This is a genomic window from Thermoanaerobacter sp. X514 (genome assembly GCF_000019065.1).
GTDB lineage: Bacteria > Bacillota > Thermoanaerobacteria > Thermoanaerobacterales > Thermoanaerobacteraceae > Thermoanaerobacter > Thermoanaerobacter pseudethanolicus.
Window position 1 is genome coordinate 1782501 of sequence record NC_010320.1, and the last position, 16473, is coordinate 1798973.

The window sequence follows — 16473 nt, forward strand, 5'->3', positions numbered from 1 at the left end:
TATATCTTATTATATGCGATTGTAGTAGAATTTTCAACAATATTTTTATAATATCTATTATCAATTGATAATATAAGCCAATAAAATATTCTTATAGCTCAGACATAATCCCCTTCAGCAGCTACATCCTTAAACGATATAAAATTTGAACAAATGTTTAAAGATAAATTGACAGAAATAAGCAAATTTATAAAACAGAACAACATGAGAGTATCAATGCATCCTGGACAATACACAGTTCAATATCATACAAAAATTTTAGATTCCCTAGAAGTGGATTATTCCCATAAAATAGTCTTGCATATAGGTGGAAGGTATAACAAATAAGGTTGAATCCCTAAAAAGATTTCTTCTTAAATTTTCTTATACTTTTTCCGGCTATCCTTATGTTGGATTTTCCCTTGTCCATATAAAATGAAAATCCCAAAAACTTCCTCTTCCATGGCCTATCAACTACACTTCTCTCTTTATTTACCTTAAGTTTAAGAATTTCTTCAATAAATTCAGTTATGCTCTCTTTAACCCTGTCTGCTGCCCTTTTGCTTTTAACAAATATATTACAGTCGTCTGCGTATCTACAGAATTTGTGTCCTTTTTTCTAGTCTTTATCTAAATCGTCAAGTATTATATTTGCTAAAAGCGGACTTAATGGCCCTCCTTATGGAGTGCCTTCTTCACTCTTAACTTTTACTCCGTTTAGCATTACTCCGGATGTTAGGTATCTACACCTCTTTTTCCTGCTCAATCACTTACTGAAATTTTACATTATCTTATTCAATCCTCATAAAAGCACGTATAAGACCATTCTTCGCAATTGTATTTTTCATGCTTTATTATGCTTTAAAATACTTTAAATTACGACAATTTATCTAATTCTTCTTTAATCTTTTTGAAATCTTCCATCGCCGGTTCTAATTTCTCGGGGTCCCTTAAAATAGCAGCAGGATGATAAGTTGCTATTATTTTAACCCCTTTTCTTTCAAACCATTGCCCTCTCATTGCAGTTATTTTAAAATTTTTATCTATTATAGCTTTTGCTGCAGTAGCACCAAGACAAACGATAATTTTAGGTGCTATTATTGCTACTTGATTTCTCAAATAGGGAAGGCAAGCGTCAACCTCACTTTGTAGGGGTACTCTATTATTTGGAGGCCGACACTTTACTACATTAGCAATATACACTTCTTCTCTTTTTAACCCAACATCCTCAAGCATCTTGTTAAGAAGCTGTCCTGCTCTTCCTACAAAGGGCCTTCCTTGCAAATCTTCATCTTTTCCAGGGCCTTCACCTACAAACATTACTTTTGCCCTTAAATTGCCTTCCCCAAAAACCATATGGGTTTTAGTTTTATGTAAATCACATTTTGTACAATATAAACAGGCAAGATACAACTCTTTCAAAGGTAAAAGCGCCATTTTTTATCACCTTTTTACATGCGTTTTGTACTTTTCTCTTTCAATTTCATAGAGGTTATTTCCATATATGTCTATAGTAACAATTAAAGGAAAATTTTCGACCGTAAACTTATATATAGCCTCTGGCCCTAAATCTTCATAAGCTACTACTTCCACTTTTTTGACTCTTTGGGCAAGTAAAGCACCAGCTCCTCCTACAGCAGTAAAATAAACTGCCTTATGTTTTTTCATGGATTCTACAACTTCTTCTGACCTAGCACCCTTCCCAATCATCCCTTTTAATCCTAATTCAATCAATCTCGGAGCATATTTGTCCATTCTTCCACTTGTAGTAGGCCCACAACTTCCAACAACTTGTCCTGGTCTAGGAGGACAAGGTCCAACGTAGTAAATGATAGAATTTTTAATTTCAAAAGGTAGCATTTCCCCTCTATCCAGTGCTTCAACCATCCTTTTATGAGCTTCATCCCTTGCAGTATAAATCTCTCCTGAGAGCAAAATCAAATCCCCAGCTTTCAATTGTACTGTTACTTCATCTAGTAAAGGTGTATTTAATTTTCTGTACATGTTTTCCCTCCAAACATAATTATAATACAAAAGTAGCGTGTCTCGTAGCATGGCATCCCAAATTTACTGCAACAGGCAAAGAAGCAATGTGGGTAGGATATACTTCTATGTGGACATCTAGGGCAGTAGTAGTCCCTCCAAGGCCCATCGGCCCAATGCCTAAAGAGTTTATCTCATTTAAAAGCTCTTCTTCCAACCTAGCAATTAAAATATCCTGATGCCTTTCGCCGACTTTCCTCAACAGTGCTTTTTTCGCTAGATAGGCTGCATATTCAAAATCTCCTCCAAGACCAACCCCCACAATCAGAGGAGGACAAGCGTTAGGACCGGATTTTTCCACAGTCTCTATTACAAATCTTTTTACCCCTTCTAAACCATCTGAAGGCTTTAACATCTTCAAAGCACTCATATTTTCGCTGCCAGCTCCTTTTGGCATTACAGTTATAATGAGTCTATCTCCTCTACACACACGATAATGTATTACCGCAGGAGTATTGTCATTTGTGTTAATTCTTTCTATAGGGCTTTTCACAACAGACTTTCTCAAATATCCCTCTTTATAACCCAATCTCACTCCTTCATTTATAGCCTCTTCCAAATCTCCATCTACAACGCGTACTTCTTGTCCTATATCTACAAAAACCACGGCCATTCCTGTATCCTGACATATAGCCATTTTCTCTTGCATAGCTATTTCAGCATTTAAAATTATATCTTCAAGAATTTTTTGGCCTAAAGGACTTTTTTCCTCCTTCTTCCGGATTTTGAGCCCTTTTAATATATCATCCGGTAAATTATAATTCGCTTCAATACACAGCTTTTTGACAACTTCCACAATTTGACTAGCTTTTATTTCCCTCAAAATTTTTCACCTCGCACTTATTCCTTTATGATTTATAATACTATTTTTAATATCAATTTTGCAATTTCTTTGAAAATCTCTTATAATGGTTTATTGCATAGTCCTTTAAAAAATGCTTATAAATAAGTGAAAGGAGGTTTTGAAATTGAAGTGCATAGTATGCGGGAAACCCGCCATTGTCAAGTTCCCAGCCCATAACTCTGCTTTCTGCGAAGAGCACTTGGACGCATTCTTTTTAAGACAGGTTTCAAAAACAATTGAAAAGTATAAAATGCTCCCTCCAAAAGGAAGAGTAGTGGTAGCAATTTCTGGCGGGAAAGATTCTCTAGTGACTGCCTATGTCCTCAAAAAGCTGGGGTATGAAGTCCTCGGCTTCTTTATAGACCTTGGAATTACTCAAAACGACTTCTCTCCTCGATCCAGAGAAGTTGTGGAAAATTTCTGCAAAGAACACGATATCCCTCTTGAAATAGTAGACTTAAAAGCAGGATATGGAAAAGGCATCCCAGAAGTAGCAAAAAAGCATGACAGGATATGCGCTATATGCGGTGTTACAAAAAGACATTTAATGAACGAATACACTCTGGCAGTAAACGCTGACGCTTTAGCAACTGGCCATACTTTAGACGATATGGCAAAACTTTTATTGGCAAACCTCATGAGATGGGACTTACACCACTTAGCCAAAGGTATTCCAACTCTGCCAGCAGAACCCGGCTTTGCCAAAAAGATAAAACCCCTTGCATTCCAGTCCGAAGATGAAATAATAGCTTTCGCCAAACTTCACAACATAAAGCCAGTAGAAGCAAAGTGCCCTTACGGAAGAGAAGCAAAATACAATAGATATCAAGAAGCTTTGGACATGCTCGAAGAAAAGTCACCAGGAATTAAAAGGTCTTTTTATAAAAATTACACGAAGTATGCTTATTTATTTGAGGGCACTCAAGCCCGCCCCCCAAAAATAAACTGCGAAATATGCGGTTTCCCCTCTGTCTCACCTGTGTGCACCTTCTGCCGCACATGGATAAAAACCGACTAATGAAAAAAATGCGCCCTGTTGGACGCATTTTTTTCATTTTTTATATATTCCCCGCTTTCTCTAAAATTCTGTAAAGCATAGCTGCAGCTTCTGCTTTTGTAGCATTGCCTTTTGGTTTGAAAGTGTTATCCTCATATCCCTTTACTATGCCAAGTTTCACCGCATTCGCTACTACATTCCTTGCCCATTGGCTTATCTTGTTGTTATCTCCAAAAGTTGTATTGCCTATGTTCTCCTCTTTATAGCCTGTAAGTTTACTGTATACTCTCATTATTACTGCTGCCATCTCTTCTCTTGTTATTGGGTCATCTGGCCTCATCTTCTTGCCATCTCCAAGCATTATCCCTTCCTGATATGCTGCCTCTATCGCATTTGCATACCATGCCCCTTCCTTTACATCTTCAAATTCTCCTTTGTATGGCTTCTCTTCTATTCCCAGTGCCCTTATCATTAATGCTGCAAATTGTGCCCTTGTTATTTTTGCATTTGGTGCAAAGTTGTCATCATCCATCCCTTTTATTATGTGCCTTGATGCTAAAACATTTATTACATCGTATGCCCAGAAGTCTTTCGGTACGTCCTTAAATTCTTTGTTGTATTCAAAAGCTCCATAGGTTGAGAAGTGCTTTGCTTCAATTGTCACTGTGTTTGCCTTTCTGTCAACTTTTCCTCCTACATATTCCCATTTACCTGTTACCTCGTTTAAGTAGTATACTCCGACTTTTCTTATGTCTTTTGCATCTTTTACTTCAAATGTTAGTTTTACTGGCGAATCTATTTTTATTTTGTTATCTCCTGCTTTTATTGTGATATCATAAGCCTTTGATACTGGAACCAGGGAATTTGCTGTTTGTTTTCCTCTGTCCTCTATTGTAAGTCTTACTACACCTGCTTTCTTTATTAGGTCTATTGTTTCTTTAGGTATTGCCAATGTCTTTGCATCAAATTGAAGAGCTATTTCATGTGATTTTACTGTTATGTTCTTATTGTTTTCTGCTATTAAGTTTAGTACGCTTACAGGTATTTCTAATGCTTTTGCAGATGTTTGACCTATATCTGTTAAGTCAAATTGTATTTCTTTCTTTGAGGTGTCTTTTATGTCTTTTGATACTTTGGCCTCGTCTACTGTAAGAATCGTTGTGTCATTTTCCACAACTACTTTGCCTTGTGATACTTCTTGAGCTGGTTTTGTCGACTCTGTTGGGGTTGACTCTAACCTTGGCGTAGGAGTTGGTTCTTTCCCTTGTGCAAGCTTTTCTTTTGTAACAGTTATTGTTATATCTTTTGTGAGTTCATTATTTTTTTCACCACTGGGCTCCACGTGTATTTTAATAATATTTACACCGTACTCAAGAGGCACTATTTTTGTAAATACACCATTTTCTTGTTGTACAAAAGATTCATCGTTTATAGTTACTATTGCACCTTTATAGGTATTGCCTTTAATTCCTATCTCATTTGTATTTGCATCTACTGTAGTGTTGTCTTTTGGAAAATAAATGTATATAGGAATATCTCTCCATCTTTGAACCACATCATTTACCACCATCGTATTTGACCCTTGATTTACAACTGTAATTTTCCTATTTGCAATTTCCTCTCCATATTCACCTTTTTCTACCTTATCCCAGCTGCCCCTTGCATATTTATATTCAAGCTGTGTTCCTTCATTTAAAGTCAATGTAATACTGTAAGTGTTAGGTCCTGTCTTTGTCATCTGATGGGCACTTGGATTCCAGAAAGCGTCATGGAAGTTTCCAGCAATATTTGCACCGTCATCAGGAGTATAATCAGGGACTGTTACATTAAATATCACTTTGATAGGTATTATATCAGGTGTAGCTTTCACTATATTTGATGCTGTTCTGTTAAAAGAAGTATCAACTGCTACAACTTTATAATAGTACACTTTTCCATTTACTACATCTGTATCTACGTAGTTATACACAGTGTCAGCCACAGTTGCAATCTTTACAAATGGTCCTGTTTCACTTAAAGATTTGTATATTTCGTAGCCATAGATAGCTACATTATCAGTTGAGAGACTCCAGTTAAGTGTAACTCTTGAGGATTCAATTCCTGGTTGTTGTAAGCCTAGAGCTGTAGGTGGTTCTACATCATTTGATGGCACGACAATAAACTGTTTTGCTTCATCTGTTTTCCCATCTGGCCCTTTTGTATACGTCCAATCCTGTCCTTGGTTAGAGGAAAATCTCATAATATATTCCCATGTGCCTACCATATCAGGTACAAATTTAGCCATGTATTTGTCGTTATTTCCAGAATCCCCTACATACCGTGCATCAACCCATGTCCAGTCCTTATTTATTTCAACACCTTCTACTTTGTTGCGTGTAGCATCTTGCCCACCATCTCCAATATACCTATATCCTAACTGGGCAATCATATTTTCCCCTTGGCCAGGTTTATCTGTTAATCCTTCTGCCCAAATTTCAGCATAAACTTCAACTGGATTATTTACGCCTATTACATGGGTATCAACTTGGTTCATATTTCCTGCCCAACCAATAGAAAATGCTGGATATGCCTCAACTTCATTGCTTAAAGCACTTTCATTTCCATCACTATCTACAGCCGTTACAGAATACACATACTTTAGACCATTGGTAACATCTGTATCAATATAAGTAATTTGCGTAACATTTGAAGCTATTTTTTCATATAGCCCTCCTTTGACTGTAGAGCGGTAAATGTTATAACTTACTGCTCTATCTACTGCACTCCACGAAAGGTCTACTTGACCATTTCCTGAAACTGCTTTAAGGTCTGTTATTGGCTGAGGTGCCGTCAAATTCTGTCCTGGATCTGAAATGAGTATAGCCCCATCCAATGCCACAACTTCTACAACAATTTGTCCATCACGAACCGTGTATGTCTTACCACTTAAGGCATCTGTAAAAGCAACTCCATCTCTTACAAATTTAGTAGTATCTATTTGTACTGACTTTGCCTCACCTTTATTAATCACAACAATAGCTACACTGTCAGGATAAGAATTACCAAATACATCTTTTCCATTTATGATTCTTCTGCCAAAAGCATATACATCACCTTTCGCATAAAGTGTAACGAGGTCTCCTGTTTTTAAAACTTGATTTTCATTCCTTATGTTTACGACTTTCTTAAAGAAATCCTGCAGATCTTTATCTTCTCTTCCCCAAGAGAATGTTCTCCTGTTATCTGGGTCTTTTCCACCAGATTGTCCTGCCTCGTCACCATAGTAAATAGAAGGCATTCCCGGATAGCCCATTTGCAATATTGCGGCAAGTTTAAGCCTCTTAACTGCAAGGTCTTTCGCCTCTTGAGAATTTTGATTTTCATTAGCAGAGTTATATCCAAATACTGTCAATATTCTCATGGTGTCATGAGAACCTAAAAGGTTCATAGTAGAATAAAATACTGGAAGAGGATATCTCTCATATATGCTCATAAGCCTTTGGTCAAGTTTTGCTGCATCTATAGGATTGTGAACCACATTTCCATCATCAAACTGTTTATCGAGTATAAAATCAATAACTGCATTTCTAAAAAGATAGTTCATAACAGAGTTAAAAGAATCTCCAAGTAAATCTAATGAAGCATCTCCCCAAAGTTCTGCAATCATTGGCGCATTTGGTTTCACAGTATTAATTGCAGCTCTAAAATGTACCCAGAAATCGTGAGCAACTTCATTTGCTACATCCAACCTCCAACCATCTGCACCTGCATTTGGGTCTCCATCAGGATTTAACCAATACTTAGATATCGCATCAGGGTTATTTATGATAAAGTCTGCCCAGCTTTTAACGTTGTACTCACTGCCATTTATCTGCCTTATGACAGGTAGGCTGTCAAATCCCCACCAGCCCTCATAGGTACCGTCAGGCTTAATTTCGTACCAGTCACCGTATGGAGATTTTGACTGATCTCCCTGTTTCCAGGCTTGATAAGCACCTAATTCATTATCCAAGTACTTCCCATATCTATCAAAATAAATACTATCATCACTTGTATGATTGAAGACGCCATCAAGTATTACTTTAATTCCTCTTGCATGGGCTTCTTTCATAAGTGTTTTAAATGTATCTAAATCTCCCAATAACTCGTCTATCTTTGTGTAATCGGTTGTATCATATCGGTGATTGGAAGGTGATTGGAAAATTGGATTGAGATAAATAACTGATATTCCAAGGTTTTTTAGATAATCCAATTTATCATTTATACCTTGTAAATCACCACCAAAGAAGTCATTATTCCATATACCATCCCCTGTATATCCAGGTTTATCTTTATCATTCGGATTGTCGGGAAGGTCATACCAGTCGTCATGATATTCAACAGGATCAAAACCTCTACTGTATTCCTTTAGGCGGTCATTTAAAGGGTCACCATTGTAAAATCTATCTGGGAATATTTGATACATTACTGCCCCTTTCATCCAATCAGGGGTGTCTAAATTTTTATCGTATACAGTAAGTTCAAAGTCTTTATTTACCGTATCTGTGGCTTTACCTACTCCACCTAATTGTTCATCGTTATCTCCGTAATAAGCAGTTTTTGTCCCGTCTTTAAGTATAAAGTAATACCAAATTCTTGTGGGATAGTCAAAGCTTAACTTCACTTCCCAGTATTCATATTGCCCGTCAGGACTTTGACCAATTTTGTACATCGGGACTTCTGTTCTTGTTTTTTTAATATCATCCCAATAAGAAATTTTAGCTGACTCAAGGTCATGATTTTTAGCCTGTATCCTCAAAGTCACTGTATCACCTGTTTTTATTGCACCGAAAGGCGAACGGAAGAATGGGTCATGGGTATCATGTTTTAAATCGTCATAATATATGTTATTATCAGGCCCTGTAAGAGGTGGATTGTAATCTGTCCATATATTATGTGAAACCGAATCATAGTAAAATGTAATCTTAGTATCATAGGCTACATTCAAAGGAATATTTGGCCCATTTTGTTCACCATTTAAGCCATAATTTATATCCCATGAGGGCCCTAAAGTTACTTTAAACTCATAATACCCTTTTGGAACATTTGCAGTGTATTCGTAAACATTGTTAAACTTATAGTCTCTCATTATAGCTGTCGATGTTTCAGGTTTCCAATCATCACCTGCTCCTATTGCTGATTGTATAGTACCTACAATTCTTGGAAGTTTTTCTTCCGGAATTGGTGTATATTTTGTAGAATCAGTAACACTTGAAGTATTATAGTTGTAATAAAAAGTTACTACAGAATCTGAATCAAGATGCAAGCTTAAATTACCTTGTGAAGGAACTCCTCCACCTTCCCATGAATGATTAAGAGCAACTTTATACTCATAATCACCTGCAGGTAACGCAACTGGGGTAGTAAATTCATAAAAGCCATTACCTTTATATGTCATTACTGTTTTGTCACTGTTTATATTCCAGTCAGAATCTCCAATCTTTGATTGAAAATCGCCAACAACATTGGCTATAGCAGGCGCCGTATCTGTCTCAGCTTTTGCAAATTGCACAGGCATTGAGCCAAACACTGCTGTATAAATTAAAAGAAATGACAATAAAAAGCCTAATGTTCTCCTCTTAAACACTACAATCCCCCTTTACACTATGTTTTTATTTAAAAATCTTACGAAAAGCTCCTTTACAACACCACCCCCATTTCTTTTAGGCAATCGCTTTCATAAATTGCAAAAAGATAAATGTGTTTATAAATACACATCCCTTGTGCAAATTTTTGCGCAATCGTTTTCGCTGCCTTATTGTTATTATAGCCAACCCCATATATTTTGTCAATACCTTGCAAAAAAGAAAAGGATGCACATAAGCATCCCTCTTTGAAAATTCATATTTGTTTTAACATTTGTGTTATCTCCATCTTATCTGCTTTTTCTGCTAAAAGTATTGTAAACAGTAAGAACAGCGCTCCAAATCCTGCAATTATAGAGATATTGTACAGTATTGCGCTAATATTGTTCCCAGATATTGCTTCCCTAAGACCTGCAACTCCATAAGTCATAGGCAGATAAGGATTTATTGCGTTGAAAAACTTAGGAAACAACTTTATTGGGAAAGTTTATCTTGTTAAATATTTTTAACAAAAGAAGAATATTTAAAATCAAACATATATCATTTTAACTGTCATTCCGCCATCCACAATGAGATTCGCTCCTGTAATAAAAGAAGCTTCTTCCGAACACAAAAATAAACATGCATTTGCTACGTCCTCTGGTTTACCCACCCGTCCTGCAGGATGTTGCAAATGGTCCTCTTCTGTCAATTGGGGCTTTTTAGCTTCTCTACTTTTCTTCCATTCAGACACTTCTATCCATCCGGGACTTATAGAATTCACCCTTATTTTATCATAACTTAAACTTATTGCAAGAGAGTGAGTTAAAGCTATAATACCACCTTTTGAAGCAGAATAAGGTTCTGTATGAGGTTCTGACATAAATGCCCTTGTAGACGCTATATTTATTATGACTCCTCCGCCATTGTCTCTCATGTGAGGAGCAACATATTTTGAACACATATATGTTCCTCTTAAATTCACATTTATGACTCTATCCCATTCCTCCATGGGCCTTGTGTAAATCGTCCCTCCTGACCCAATACCTGCATTGTTTATCAAAATATCGATCTTACCATAGGTTTTTATCGTCTTATCTACCAAATTCCTAACATCTTCCTCTAAAGAAACATCTGTATGTACAAAAAGACAATCTCCACCTTTAGATTTTATATATTTTTCATTTTCTATGCCAGCCTCATCGTCAATATCGGCTATAACTACTTTTGCTCCTTTTTCAGCAAAAGTTTGCGCAATACACCGGCCTATTCCTTGTCCTCCACCTGTAACTATCACTACTTTGTCATTAAAATCCATAGTTAACCCTCCAATCTCTTAACTTATAAAAGAAGATAAGGTAACCCCATAGTAAAAAAAAGAGGTATACCTTATCAAAAATAGTATAACTTAAAAGTTTTATAAAAATCAAATAGAAAAATTATCTGAGGTGCGTCCAACTTTGTAGGTAGCTGACATTTTGCACAAAGCGCGCAACTTGACCGAACAGTCCTAAACTTAGCAAGACCAAAAGATGGAGGGGGGGCCGGAGGCTGGCCCCTCAAATTACTTCAATTTATACCTTTCTATAGCACTTTCTATAATCTTCCCAATAAATTCTCCTCTTGTTAAACCTGCCGCTTTTGCCATATAACCCATGTATCCGTGGTGAACATGTTTTTCTCCTTTGCTACTTGACATTGTAAGTCCCGCAAAGGTATTCAATTCTAAGAAATAAGGAACATTATCTTTGCTTAGAATCATATCAATTCTAGCAAAATCCTTGGCATTTAAAACCTTATAAATATTCAAAGCCGTCTCTTTAATCTTTTCTTCCACTTCTTTTGGTACTTCTATAGGGCATTTTATTATCTCGTTGTCAAACATTTTGTGTTCATAAGTATTAGTTTTAACGTTATTATATCCTACTTCCAATAAAGGCAATACTTGTGGGTGTTTATATCCGATTATTCCAACGGTCACTTCTTTTCCTTCGATGAATTCTTCGATTAGCGCTGCTTGTCCTATTTTTTCTGTTATTTTGCTTACAACTTGTGGAAGTTTATCCTTATCATAAATTATATTTTCTTCATCTATACCTGCACTTCCTCTTCCACTTATAGGTTTTACAAATAGAGGAAATTTAAGATGGTCTACAGAAGGAATTTCTTGAGGATTTTCTGCAATTACATATTTAGGCGTAGGCAAACCGTGAGAAGCCACAATGTCCTTCCTCATTCTCTTATCAGTTGCTACTACGTCCAAACCAGATCCAACATATGGTATGTTGAATACTTCTAAAAATGCTACTTCTTTCATACTCGAGGTATTAAAAATTAAATCCACCTTTTCTTTTTTTATAGTTTCATAAGTTTCTAATGGATCTTCCTTCCATTCTATGAGGACTGAATCAAATCCAGCTTCTTTTATGGCCATATAATGATGGTATGCTTCATCATAGGCATCGTCATATACTTTGTCTGGCGTCAATTTCCTCTGAAATTCGACATTCCTGAATTTCCTCCAAAGCACACCAATTTTCATATGGCATCACCCTTTTCAATTTTTATAAAAATTTTTGAAAAGAAAAGTAAAAACTACTTAAATACAGTTTCTGTGTGATTCACCACCATGTCAGTTATAATCAGTGAAATCATGCTTTCTGCTCCTTCATTTAAATTTACTCCCTCTTTAGTTATACCGTCGTAGCAACCTCCTGTTTCCTCATCTATCAAAGGCACATTTTTTGAGTTTTCTCCTAAAAACCAATTGTAACATTTCAAACTCTTTTCTTTGTATTTTTCTTCTTGAAAAATTTTATAAGCTTCTGTGTACATAAGAGCAGTTTCACAAGCCTCTACCGGTTGTTCATCAAATTCTGCAGGTTTTTCATCTCCTTTTTTGTACCAATCTTTACAACCTATCGGCTTAAAATACCCACTTCTAAAAGTTACTTTTTCTAAAAATTCCATGCTTTCTTTTGCAACATCTAAGACTTCTTCATCTTTTGTAATAATGTATGACCTAAGAAGAGCCCAAGGAAGTACGGCATTGCTGTAAGTCATTATATTTTCAAACCATTTCCACTCTCCATCTTTGTTTTCCCTATATTTTTGAACTATTTTTTTTGAAATAGAAGTTATTAAATTTTTTATCTTCTCTTTGTTAAATTCAGTAACATCAGAACTGTATAAAAGGCTTAATCCTATTAACGAATAAGCGTTACCGCGAAGAGAATTTAAATTTGCTACATTTGGCAAAGCTTTTTTGATTAATGTCACAGCAACACTTTGATAACCATTAGACAAATTAGTATTTAATAAATATCCTAATGCCCATAAAGTTCTGCCAAAACAATCTTCTGAGCCAACTTCTTCAATAAATTCTCTATTGTAGTTCATAAAATTTCTAAAATATCCTTTGCTATTCTGGGCATAAATCAAGAAAGAAAGGTATCTTTTTAAAAGGTCAAGGTATTTTTTATCTTTGTAAACTTCATATAACATTGAAGCAGCAATAAGTGCCCTTGAATTGTCATCAGTAGTGTAACCTTTTGTCAAATCAGGAATAGAGTAAAGGGAATGCTGTAAAATGCCTGTATCATCCGTTAGCCTGAAAAGATGGTGAAATTCAATTGCTCCTTCCATTGTGTTAACTTCCCCCTTCTCTATATTACAACTTCCTCCCTTGATTTAATGTCCAACACAGACAAAATCATTATGACATATCTGTAAGCAACGTTATTCCACATCATTGTATTCCCTAATTTTTTAATTTCTGCCTCTATCTGCAGCCTTTTCTCAGGGTTTTCAAATATATACTCAATATGTTTAGCTAAAGACTTTGCATCACGGAAATTAGCAAGCAATCCTCTTCCTTCTCCTAAAATTTCTTCAGCGTACATATAAGGAGTGGAAATAATCACTTTCCCTAAACCTGCTGCATATGCTAAAGTACCGCTTACAGCTTGTTCTTTGTTTAAGTATGGAGTCATATATATATCTGACATCTTCAAATACTCCAAAATCTCTTTCTTCCTAAGATATTTATCCACAAATTTTACATTGTCTTCTACTCCAAGGTCATGGACTAGTTTTTGAAGTTTCTCCCTATACTCTTCCCCAAATTCTCTCTTTATGTTTGGATGGGTTTGCCCTAAAATTAGGTATAATACATCTTTGTATTTTTTTGCTACCATACTTATTGCTTCTATACCGTACTCTATTCCTTTACCAGGATTTATAAGACCAAAAGTGCTTATTATTCTTCTCCCTTTAAAGCCATATCTTTCTTTCAATGTTTCCTTAGGTAATACTGGAAAATTGGGAACTCCATGAGGAATAACAGTGATTTTACTGGAGGGTATGTGATATATCTTTTCAAGAAGGGGTATAGTATTTTTCGCCATTGTCACTACTCTAACGCTTTTTTCCCCTAATTCTCTAAGTATCATAAGTTGTTTTTCATTTGGATTTGATAATACTGTGTGGACTGTCAAAACAAAGGGTATATTTAAATTGTCTACCAAATCTAATAAGTATTCTCCACTTTCTCCTCCAAATATTCCGTATTCATGCTCTATAATGAGCAAATCTATGTCAGATTCATTTAATTCATGGGCTAATCTTACATAATCTTCTCTTACAAATTGTTGTAACTGATATTTAACATCGCTGTCATATTCATAAGTTTTATTATCATTTATTGCAATTACTCCTGCAAAATTAATAAGTTTTATCTTTTTTATTTCATTAACTAAATCTTGAGTAAAAGTAGCAATGCCACATTCTCTTGGTGGATAAGTACTCAAAAATGCTACATTTCTCCCCAATACGCTCATCATATCACGCCCCCTTCTTAGTTTGTTTAGTATTAAGTTGTCATTTTAGTACTTGCTAATCTATTAGGTGTAAACACTGTATTTTTAATTTCCATATTCACCTCTACTATACATTCTGAAGTTACAACTGCATTGTCTAATCTTGCAAACCTGCGGACTTTTACATTATCCCACAATACACTTTGGGATACTTTGCTCTCTTGACCTATTCGACAGTTATTCCCAATTACTGTATACGGACCAACTGTAGCATAGGCATCAATTTCAGTATTATTTCCAATATAAGCAGGTCCTATCACTCTTGCGGTAGGATGAATTTTAACATTGTCTCCTAAAATTATGCCTCTTGAGGAAGTAGTACTTACAAATCTTGATTTTCCTTTTAAAATGTCCTCATGAACTTTTTTGTATTTGTCTATTGTACCTATATCTATCCAGTAGCCGTTAAATTTATAAATAGCCATTCTATACCCTTTTTCCAAAAGTTTGGGATATGTCTCTCTTTCTACAGATATCACTGTATTTTCAGGAATTTCTTTTAGCACCTCAGGTTCAAATACATATACTCCTGCGTTAATATATTTAGAATTGCTCTCGCCTGGTTTGGGCTTTTCTTTGAAAGCAGTTATAAAGCCTTTTTCATCAAATTCTATAACTCCGTACTGAGAAGTATCTCTTACTTCAATAGATGCAATAGTTACTTGAGCTCTTCTTCTCTTGTGGTATTTTATCAAATCTGCATAGTCAATATCACTGACAATATCAGAGTTTAAAATGAGGAAAGTATCATCAAAAAATTTTTCGGCGTTTTTTATTGCTCCACCAGTCCCTAAAGGGGACTCTTCTGTAATGAAGTGTATTTTTACACCTAAGTCCTCTTTTTGTTTGAAGTAGTCTTCAATGTACTGAGACTTATAATAAGTACTTATTACAATTTCATCTACTCCACTTTTTTTAAGGTTTAAAATAATCCTTTCTAAAAGAGGTCTTCCCATGATAGGAACCATTGGTTTTGGCAGGTCATCTGTAAGAGGTCTTAGCCTTGTTCCCAAACCTCCTGCCAATAGCAATGCCTTCATAAAAGACCCCTCCTTTATGAAGTTTTTCAAAAATTAAACTTAAAAACAAAAGAAGGGCGTGATACAAGTGATATAATTTATAAGAGCGATAAAAACTAAGAAGAGGAGAAATATATTAGCACTCTTGAAATTCGGCTGCTAATAAGTATTATAATTAATCCTTTTTGGTATGTCAAGTACTTTTCTGTAAATAAAAAACAGGCCTTTTAAAAGCCTGCTAAAATTTGATATCTTTCATCTCTAATATCGCCACGCCTATAACAGTATCCGCGCCCCCATAATAAACGTAAATAGTATCATCTTTTACTGCATTACCACAACTAAATACAACATTAGGGATATATCCTTCTTTTTCCCAACCCAGTTCTGGCTCTAAGATAGGTTCTTTTTGCCTTGCAATAACCTTTGATGGATCTTCTAAATCTAAAAGGACTGCTCCCAATCTATACACATTATTGTCATCAGCTGCATGGTATATCAAAAACCAACCGTCCTTTGTCTTAATAGGAGGCCCTCCAATTCCTACTCTCGCACTCTCCCATGTATTTGGAATAGGTTTTAGTATTGGTTTATGGTCGTACCAATTTTTTAAATCATCAGAAAATGCTATCCAAATGTCGGGATATCTCCTGTGCAACATCACATATTTACCATTAATTTTTTCAGGAAATAAAGAGGCGTCTTTATTAGGTTCATCTAAAACTACTCCTTTTCTCTCCCAATCTATAAGGTTTTTGGAGGTAGCCAAACAGATCCTATAGTCATCTTGAAATCTGTCTCCAAAACCTGTGTACATCATATAATAAATGCCGTCAATTTTGACTATCCTTGGGTCTTCTAATCCTCTGAGCTCTTGTTCTGTCTCATTGCTCATCACTGGTTTGTCTAATCTCATAAAATTAATTCCGTCTTTGCTAACTGCATATCCCAAGCGAGAAATATATTTCCCATATTTGGCGTGAGGTCCAATGTCAGTAGCTCTGTAAATCAAGTGAAACAGTCCATTGTCATAAATTGCTGCAGTGTTAAAAACTGCTGCTCTTTCCCATTCATTTTCTGCTTTTGGCATCAATACCGGCTTATCTGATAATCTCTTTAATTTTATCACTCC

The 16473-nt window shown here is 35.6% G+C and carries 13 protein-coding genes and 1 pseudogene; 2 read left to right on the forward strand and 12 right to left on the reverse strand.

Annotation, left to right across the window (positions count from 1 at the left end; all coding sequences use genetic code 11):
- The first annotated feature begins 153 nt into the window (after positions 1 to 153).
- Entirely contained in the window at positions 154 to 327 is a 174-nt protein-coding gene (locus TETH514_RS12370) for a hypothetical protein (protein WP_012268732.1), read from the forward strand.
- 19 nt (positions 328 to 346) lie between these two features.
- Here the strand turns inward: TETH514_RS12370 and TETH514_RS12580 are convergent.
- The 4 genes and pseudogenes from TETH514_RS12580 to TETH514_RS08955 all read right to left on the reverse strand — a co-directional run.
- Positions 347 to 724 (reverse strand): annotated as a pseudogene (locus tag TETH514_RS12580) (reverse transcriptase domain-containing protein); the annotation flags it as partial.
- 131 nt (positions 725 to 855) lie between these two features.
- A complete protein-coding gene (locus tag TETH514_RS08945; protein WP_009052006.1) occupies positions 856 to 1416 on the reverse strand; it encodes a uracil-DNA glycosylase in 561 nt (186 codons plus the stop codon).
- Positions 1417 to 1422: 6 nt separating this feature from the next.
- Positions 1423 to 1983 carry a Fe-S-containing hydro-lyase gene (locus TETH514_RS08950; RefSeq protein ID WP_009052007.1) on the reverse strand — a complete coding sequence of 187 codons (561 nt, stop codon included), beginning with the start codon at positions 1981 to 1983 and terminating at the stop codon, positions 1423 to 1425.
- Between the two features lie 19 nt (positions 1984 to 2002).
- Positions 2003 to 2845 carry a fumarate hydratase gene (locus tag TETH514_RS08955; RefSeq protein WP_009052008.1) on the reverse strand — a complete coding sequence of 281 codons (843 nt, stop codon included), beginning with the start codon at positions 2843 to 2845 and terminating at the stop codon, positions 2003 to 2005.
- Between the two features lie 145 nt (positions 2846 to 2990).
- Here TETH514_RS08955 and TETH514_RS08960 point away from each other — a divergent pair, with 145 nt between their 5' ends.
- Entirely contained in the window at positions 2991 to 3884 is an 894-nt protein-coding gene (locus tag TETH514_RS08960; protein WP_009052009.1) for an ATP-binding protein, read from the forward strand.
- A gap of 40 nt (positions 3885 to 3924) precedes the next feature.
- Here TETH514_RS08960 and TETH514_RS08965 read toward each other — a convergent pair whose 3' ends face one another.
- The 8 genes from TETH514_RS08965 to TETH514_RS09000 form a co-directional block, all read right to left on the reverse strand.
- Positions 3925 to 9468, reverse strand: coding sequence for an alpha amylase N-terminal ig-like domain-containing protein (locus TETH514_RS08965; protein WP_009052010.1), 5544 nt, complete (start codon positions 9466 to 9468; stop codon positions 3925 to 3927).
- A gap of 254 nt (positions 9469 to 9722) precedes the next feature.
- Positions 9723 to 9938, reverse strand: coding sequence for a hypothetical protein (locus TETH514_RS08970; RefSeq protein ID WP_012268733.1), 216 nt, complete (start codon positions 9936 to 9938; stop codon positions 9723 to 9725).
- 57 nt (positions 9939 to 9995) lie between these two features.
- Complete coding sequence (locus TETH514_RS08975) at positions 9996 to 10763, reverse strand: SDR family oxidoreductase (protein ID WP_003868601.1); 768 nt, start codon at positions 10761 to 10763, stop codon at positions 9996 to 9998.
- A gap of 246 nt (positions 10764 to 11009) precedes the next feature.
- The gene (locus TETH514_RS08980; RefSeq protein WP_009052011.1) at positions 11010 to 11987 is read right to left on the reverse strand and encodes an ATP-grasp domain-containing protein; all 978 of its coding nucleotides are present in this window, start codon (positions 11985 to 11987) and stop codon (positions 11010 to 11012) included.
- 53 nt (positions 11988 to 12040) lie between these two features.
- Complete coding sequence (locus TETH514_RS08985; RefSeq protein ID WP_009052012.1) at positions 12041 to 13090, reverse strand: beta-L-arabinofuranosidase domain-containing protein; 1050 nt, start codon at positions 13088 to 13090, stop codon at positions 12041 to 12043.
- Between the two features lie 20 nt (positions 13091 to 13110).
- Positions 13111 to 14286: a glycosyltransferase family 4 protein gene (locus TETH514_RS08990; protein WP_003868606.1), complete on the reverse strand. Its 1176-nt coding sequence runs from the start codon at positions 14284 to 14286 to the stop codon at positions 13111 to 13113.
- A gap of 29 nt (positions 14287 to 14315) precedes the next feature.
- Positions 14316 to 15362, reverse strand: coding sequence for an NDP-sugar synthase (locus TETH514_RS08995; RefSeq protein ID WP_009052013.1), 1047 nt, complete (start codon positions 15360 to 15362; stop codon positions 14316 to 14318).
- Positions 15363 to 15579: 217 nt separating this feature from the next.
- Entirely contained in the window at positions 15580 to 16470 is an 891-nt protein-coding gene (locus TETH514_RS09000; protein ID WP_009052014.1) for a glycosidase, read from the reverse strand.
- Between the last annotated feature and the right edge of the window lie 3 nt (positions 16471 to 16473).

Bases quoted from the DNA above. Each gene is read 5' to 3' on its own strand.
- TETH514_RS12370 (WP_012268732.1), top strand. From the start codon at position 154: ATGTTTAAAGATAAATTGACAGAAATAAGCAAATTTATAAAACAGAAC.
- TETH514_RS08945 (WP_009052006.1), bottom strand. From the start codon at position 1,416: ATGGCGCTTTTACCTTTGAAAGAGTTGTATCTTGCCTGTTTATATTGT.
- TETH514_RS08950 (WP_009052007.1), bottom strand. From the start codon at position 1,983: ATGTACAGAAAATTAAATACACCTTTACTAGATGAAGTAACAGTACAA.
- TETH514_RS08975 (WP_003868601.1), bottom strand. From the start codon at position 10,763: ATGGATTTTAATGACAAAGTAGTGATAGTTACAGGTGGAGGACAAGGA.
- TETH514_RS08980 (WP_009052011.1), bottom strand. From the start codon at position 11,987: ATGAAAATTGGTGTGCTTTGGAGGAAATTCAGGAATGTCGAATTTCAG.
- TETH514_RS08985 (WP_009052012.1), bottom strand. From the start codon at position 13,090: ATGGAAGGAGCAATTGAATTTCACCATCTTTTCAGGCTAACGGATGAT.
- TETH514_RS08990 (WP_003868606.1), bottom strand. From the start codon at position 14,286: ATGATGAGCGTATTGGGGAGAAATGTAGCATTTTTGAGTACTTATCCA.
- TETH514_RS08995 (WP_009052013.1), bottom strand. From the start codon at position 15,362: ATGAAGGCATTGCTATTGGCAGGAGGTTTGGGAACAAGGCTAAGACCT.